The 6,041-nt window shown below is 51.2% G+C and carries 6 protein-coding genes and 1 pseudogene; 2 read left to right on the top strand and 5 right to left on the bottom strand.

Features of this window, described 5'->3' with window-relative positions:
• The 5 genes from RTY00_RS18310 to bolA form a co-directional block, all read right to left on the bottom strand.
• A partial coding sequence (locus RTY00_RS18310) for an LON peptidase substrate-binding domain-containing protein (protein WP_312665381.1) occupies positions 1–254 on the bottom strand: 254 nt, incomplete at its 3' end.
• Positions 255–442: 188 nt separating this feature from the next.
• Complete coding sequence (gene clpX, locus RTY00_RS18305) at positions 443–1,714, bottom strand: ATP-dependent protease ATP-binding subunit ClpX (RefSeq protein WP_008103932.1); 1,272 nt, start codon at positions 1,712–1,714, stop codon at positions 443–445.
• A gap of 129 nt (positions 1,715–1,843) precedes the next feature.
• Positions 1,844–2,467 carry an ATP-dependent Clp endopeptidase proteolytic subunit ClpP gene (clpP, locus tag RTY00_RS18300; RefSeq protein ID WP_008103933.1) on the bottom strand — a complete coding sequence of 208 codons (624 nt, stop codon included), beginning with the start codon at positions 2,465–2,467 and terminating at the stop codon, positions 1,844–1,846.
• Between the two features lie 335 nt (positions 2,468–2,802).
• Positions 2,803–4,107: a trigger factor gene (gene tig / locus RTY00_RS18295; protein ID WP_008103935.1), complete on the bottom strand. Its 1,305-nt coding sequence runs from the start codon at positions 4,105–4,107 to the stop codon at positions 2,803–2,805.
• A 302-nt stretch (positions 4,108–4,409) separates the two neighbouring features.
• Positions 4,410–4,724, bottom strand: coding sequence for a transcriptional regulator BolA (bolA, locus tag RTY00_RS18290; protein ID WP_008103937.1), 315 nt, complete (start codon positions 4,722–4,724; stop codon positions 4,410–4,412).
• Positions 4,725–4,991: 267 nt separating this feature from the next.
• Between bolA and RTY00_RS18285 the strand changes: the two genes are divergently transcribed.
• On the top strand, positions 4,992–5,570 hold the full coding sequence (locus RTY00_RS18285) for a lipoprotein (RefSeq protein ID WP_312665380.1): 579 nt from the start codon (positions 4,992–4,994) through the stop codon (positions 5,568–5,570).
• Positions 5,571–5,624: 54 nt separating this feature from the next.
• Positions 5,625–6,041 (top strand): annotated as a pseudogene (ampG, locus tag RTY00_RS18280) (muropeptide MFS transporter AmpG); the annotation flags it as partial.

Below are 6,041 nucleotides of genomic sequence, written 5' to 3'. Positions count from 1 at the left end.
TCTGGAAGTTTCAGCATCTGCAATACAGAAGCGACGGTCCCTACTGAGAAGAGATCGTTAATGCCAGGTTCATCCGTTGAAGCCTCTTTCTGTGCAACCAGCATGATCTTTTTATCATGATCCATCGCGGCTTCGAGGCACCGAATCGATTTTTCCCGACCAACAAACAACGGAATTACCATGTGCGGATAAACCACCACGTCGCGCAACGGCAACACGGGGATTTCAATGCGTTCAGAACGCTCAGGATTCATAGAGCTCTCTCTTAGTTTAATGTCCGCCAGGTGATGGGTACCGCGCAATAGAGGTTTTGCAGTTAAACCCACAGGATATTGAGTATATGGGGATGCTTGTACGACATTCAATGTCACTGGCGAGAGAAAAACAAAAGGGGAAAGATTTTTCCCCTTTTTTAAGATAACAACGTGGTGCGATTGTTTATTTATTCACCAGAAGCCTGGGCTTCATGCTTTCCATAAATCAACATCGGCTCAGATTGACCTTCAATCACTGACTCATCAATCACTACTTTTTCAACGTCATCCATTGAAGGCAGGTCGTACATGGTTTCAAGTAACGCACCTTCAACGATAGAACGCAGACCACGTGCACCGGTTTTACGTGACATCGCTTTTTTAGCGATCGCCGTTAAGGCTTCGTCACGGAATTCCAGTTCTACACCTTCCAGATTGAACAGCGCCTGATACTGTTTGGTCAGCGCGTTCTTCGGCTCACGCAGGATCTGAATCAGCGCTTCTTCACTCAGTTCGCTCAGCGTTGCCACAACCGGCAGACGACCGATGAACTCAGGAATCAGGCCAAACTTAATCAAGTCTTCTGGCTCAACCTGCGACAGCAATTCGCCTTCGCTCGCCTTCTGGGATTTGCCCTTCACGGTTGCGCCGAAGCCGATGCCGGATCCGGTTTCAACACGCTGGGAAATCACCTTATCGAGACCGGCGAATGCGCCACCACAGATAAACAGAATCTTGGAGGTATCAACCTGCAAGAACTCCTGCTGTGGATGTTTGCGTCCGCCCTGCGGCGGTACGGCAGCCACGGTGCCTTCAATCAATTTCAACAGCGCTTGCTGTACGCCTTCGCCCGAGACGTCACGGGTGATCGACGGGTTGTCAGACTTACGAGAAATCTTGTCGATTTCATCGATGTAGACAATGCCGCGCTGCGCTTTCTGCACGTCGTAATCACACTTCTGCAGCAGCTTCTGGATGATGTTTTCTACGTCTTCACCCACGTAACCCGCTTCGGTCAATGTGGTGGCATCCGCCATTGTAAATGGCACATCCAGCAAGCGCGCCAGCGTTTCCGCTAACAGTGTTTTACCGCTACCGGTTGGACCGATCAGCAAAATGTTGCTTTTGCCCAGTTCAATGCCGTTGCTGGTATCGCCATTACGCAAGCGTTTGTAGTGGTTATATACCGCTACTGCCAACACTTTCTTCGCCCTTTCCTGACCAATAACATAATCATCAAGGTGATGGCGGATTTCATGCGGCGTCGGCAGTGAGCTACGCTCGCGATGCGGCGCAACTTCCTTAATCTCTTCACGAATGATGTCGTTGCAAAGATCAACGCACTCATCGCAAATGTACACTGACGGCCCGGCAATTAGCTTACGGACTTCATGCTGGCTTTTGCCGCAGAAAGAGCAGTACAGCAACTTACCTGAACCGTCTTTGCGCTTATCTGTCATCAGCTAACCTCTTTTCTTTCTCAGACCAAATTTGTTGTACGGCGCTGGCCGTACATCAACGGCCGATATGCATTCAACCCATCTGCCTGCTCCCCGTTAACTATAGCGTAAGGGGCAGACAGATGTGTCTTATTGGCGATGCGTCAGGATTGAGTCGACCAAGCCATACTCAACCGCTTCGCTCGCAGAGAGGAAACGATCGCGCTCGGTGTCGCGTTCAATCTCTTCCAGCGATTTGCCGGTGTGCTCAGCCATCAACTCATTCATGCGCTGCTTCACTTTCAGAATTTCGCGCGCATGGATTTCGATATCCGTCGCCTGGCCCTGATAGCCGCCCAACGGCTGATGAATCATCACACGTGAATTAGGCAGGCAGAAGCGTTTGCCTTTGGTGCCTGCGGTCAGCAGGAACGCACCCATTGAACAAGCCTGACCCATACAGATGGTGCTGACATCGGGCTTGATAAACTTCATTGTGTCATAAATCGACATCCCAGCAGTAATCACGCCGCCTGGCGAGTTAATGTACAGGTAAATGTCTTTTTCAGGATTCTCAGCTTCCAGAAACAGCATCTGCGCCACGATCAGGTTAGCCATATGATCTTCAACCTGACCGGTCAGGAAGATCACACGCTCTTTGAGCAGGCGAGAGTAGATGTCGTAAGAACGCTCGCCGCGCGAGGTTTGTTCGACCACCATTGGCACCAGCGCCATGTGCGGTGCAGTAAATTCACGATCGCCACTGTATGACATTACCGTCTCCTGATAAATTTCATTGGCAACATTCTGTACCGATTTTACGTAAGCCGAGGCGCAAACACTACGTGCCACGGTCTCAAACCGAAATAACAACCCGGTTAATCAGTCAGTCTCACTGTTTTCATGCATTCTCCCTGTATCTGGGGATGCTGCCCAGTTGTTTCAAGCATAACAACCTTTTGCCCATTCGCTAACACGGAAAAAGAGCTTAGCGGATAATTTGCCGATTAATTAAGCAAATAGAGGACAAATCAGTGTACTTAACGCCAGAAACGAAAAAGCCCGCGACTTTTCAGTCACGGGCTTAGCACTAACGGTTAACGAATGAATCAGGCCGCAGAGGTCTGGTTCATCAGTTCCTGGAAGTTAGTGGCTTTATCGGTCACTTTCGCTTTCGCCAGTACCGCTTCAACCGCTTGCTCTTCCAGAGCCACGTTGCGCATGTTGTTCATCAGCTCGCTGTTCTTGCTGTAGAACTCGATCACTTCCTGCGGATCTTCGTACGCAGAAGCCATCTCTTCGATCAGCGTCTTAACGCGATCTTCGTCAGCCTGCAGTTCGTTGATGCGAATCACTTCGCCCAACAGCAGACCCACAACTACGCGACGTTTAGCCTGCTCTTCGAACAGTTCACGTGGCAGCTCCAGCGCTTGCTTCTCGTTGCCACCAAAACGCTGTGCAGCCTGACGACGCAGAACGTCGATTTCGCTGTCGATCAGCGCAACCGGAACGTCGATGTCGTTGGCGTTAACCAGACCGTCGATTGCCTGAGTCTTCACGCGGTTACGGATAGCACCTTTCAGCTCGCGATCCATGTTCTTACGCACTTCTGCACGCAGACCGGCAACTGAACCATCTTCCACGCCAAAGCGCTTGATGAACTCTTCAGTCAGCTCTGGCAGCTCGCGGGTTTCAACTTTCTTCAGCACGATTTCGAACTTCGCATCTTTCCCTTTCAGGTTTTCTGCGTGGTAATCGTCTGGGAATTTCACGTCGATAGTGAAGGTTTCACCGGCTTTATGGCCAACAACGCCCTCTTCGAAGCCTGGGATCATACGACCCTGGCCCATTGCCAGCACGAAGTCAGAGGCTTTGCCGCCTTCAAACTCTTCGCCGTCAACAGAACCGCTGAAGTCGATGGTCGCGCGATCTTCAGCAGTCGCTGCTGCATCGCTCTCTTTCCAGGTCGCCTGCTGCTTCTGCAGGGTTTCCAGCATGGTATCAACGTCAGCGTCAGTCACTTCTACTACTGGCTTCTCGACTTCGATTGCGTCCAGGCCTTTCAGCTCAACTTCTGGATACACTTCGAACTCAACCGCGTAGGTGAAGTCTTCGCCTTCTTTATATTCGCCCGGCACATAGTTTGGTGCGCCAGCCGGATTGATTTTCTCTTTGATGATGGCGTCAACGAAGTTGCGCGTCATCAGCTCGCCCAGCACGTCCTGGCGAACAGAAGCACCGTAGCGCTGAGAAATGATGTGTGCCGGCACTTTGCCTTTACGGAAACCGTCGATACGGACTTTCTTAGCCACTTCCACCAGTTCTTTCTTCACTGCGCTTTCGATGCTGTCAGCTGCAACAGTAATCGAAATGCGACGGCCCAGACCCTGAGTGGTTTCTACTGAAACTGTCATCTTGTTACCTCAAAAAATCACGTGCTCGGTCAACTTCAGACACCACACATAAAATGCGCCGTATCCAACAACCGGGACGGCCTCTGCAGGCAGAACCTAATCCCTGTCACCAGAAGCGTCCCGAAGACATTCCGGAAAAATAGACGCAGCATTATAGCGGCATCGCTGGAATGAGTCGAGGCTGCAAACTCACCACTTTTTAGCGGTTTTGCTGCTTTTTTGCGCCGTAGATCGCGTTTGAGTGTAATAAATGAAAAGAAAACGGCCCGCAGGCCGATTTTGAGGATGAGGAAGAAGGGAATTCAGGCGAGCGTGCCAGCACCGCGACAATTCGGTGAAGCCAAAACCGTATCCTGCAATCCATCCCACTCTTTTTGTGTGTAAGTATGCAGTGCCAGCGCGTGTACGCTGCCCGCTAATTCGGTTGCCAGTTCGCCATAAATAGCGCGATGACGTTGCAGAAAGCGCTGACCGGTAAATCGATCGCTGACAATCACCACTTTAAAGTGACTTTCAGAACCGGCGGGCACGTTATGACGGTAGCTTTCATCATGCACTTCAAGATGTGCAGGCTCGAAAGCGTTACGCAACTTTTCTTCTATTTGTTCGCGAATCATGATTAACACTCCTTTCCGGCGAGCGCTGTGCCCATCTGTTTAAATATTAGTAGGTTTTTCACCGCTTCCGCAGCTTGGTCGTAAATAAATCCGCCAGCGCTGCGCATAGTAACCTGCTTATCTCGCAGGTCAACTGGCTGGCGTTTCATCCTGTCCGAAAAAAGCCTTTACAATCAATTTCCATTGGCCCGGGGCTTTTTTCACCGCTGCGCAATGCTATGATGGCCGCAGTTTTGCAAACCAACCCATATGCTAACGAGAATGAGTATGTTGAAAAAACTGTTATTCCCTCTGCTGGCTGCTTTTATTTTGGCCGGCTGTGCCAGCAACAACACTACGTTGGATATTCAACCGAAGATCCAACTGCCGCAGCAAGATCCAAGCCTGATGGGCGTCACCATCAGCGTTAACGGTGCCGATCAACGTTCCGATCAGGCGCTGGCCAAAGTGAACCGTGATGGTCAGTTGATCACGCTGACACCATCCCGCGATCTGCGTTTCCTGCTGCAGGAAGTGTTAGAGAAGCAGATGACGTCGCGCGGCTACATGATTGGCCCAAGCGGTGCCGTTGATCTGCAGATCGTGGTGAATGGTCTGTATGCTGATGTGACACAAGGCAACGTGCGCTACAGCATTACCACTAAGGCGGATATCTCCATCATCGCCACCGCGAAAAACGGTAACAAGCAGGTGAAAAACTATCGCCAGACTTACAGCGTAGAAGGCGCGTTTACCGCCACCAACGAGAAGATCACCAACGCGGTTAACTCAACGCTGAGTGACGTGATTGCTGATATGGCGCAGGACACCAGCGTTCACAACTTTATCAAGCAGAACGCCCGCTAATTTCCGCAGTAATTTGCCCGGCGACGCTTCGCCGGGCTTCATTTCAGGTTGGCTATGACATCTCACTATCTGCGTATTTTTACCCAACGTAATGCGGCGGTATTGCTGCTGCTGGGTTTTGCCTCAGGCTTACCGCTGGCGTTAACCGCCGGGACGTTACAGGCGTGGATGACGGTAGAGAATGTTGACCTGAAAACCATCGGTTTCTTCTCCCTTGTCGGCCAGGCTTACGTGTTTAAGTTCCTGTGGTCGCCGATGATGGATCGCTATACGCCACCGTTTCTCGGTCGCCGTCGCGGCTGGCTACTGGTCACGCAGCTGGCGCTGATTGGTGGCATTATCGCCATGGGCTTTATGCAGCCATCGCGTGACTTGACGCTGCTGGCCGCGCTCGCAGTGTTGGTTGCCTTCTGTTCAGCCTCGCAGGATATCGTGTTTGATGCCTGGAAAACCGATGTACTGCCGCCGGAA

The sequence above is a fragment of the Pantoea sp. CTOTU49201 genome (assembly GCF_032054795.1).
GTDB lineage: Bacteria > Pseudomonadota > Gammaproteobacteria > Enterobacterales > Enterobacteriaceae > Pantoea > Pantoea symbiotica.
This window is presented reverse-complemented; position numbering and strand designations above follow the sequence as displayed.

Excerpts from the sequence above, each read along its gene's own strand:
- clpX (WP_008103932.1), bottom strand. The coding sequence starts at position 1,714 with ATGACAGATAAGCGCAAAGACGGTTCAGGTAAGTTGCTGTACTGCTCT.
- clpP (WP_008103933.1), bottom strand. The coding sequence starts at position 2,467 with ATGTCATACAGTGGCGATCGTGAATTTACTGCACCGCACATGGCGCTG.
- tig (WP_008103935.1), bottom strand. The coding sequence starts at position 4,107 with ATGACAGTTTCAGTAGAAACCACTCAGGGTCTGGGCCGTCGCATTTCG.
- bolA (WP_008103937.1), bottom strand. The coding sequence starts at position 4,724 with ATGATTCGCGAACAAATAGAAGAAAAGTTGCGTAACGCTTTCGAGCCT.
- RTY00_RS18285 (WP_312665380.1), top strand. The coding sequence starts at position 4,992 with ATGTTGAAAAAACTGTTATTCCCTCTGCTGGCTGCTTTTATTTTGGCC.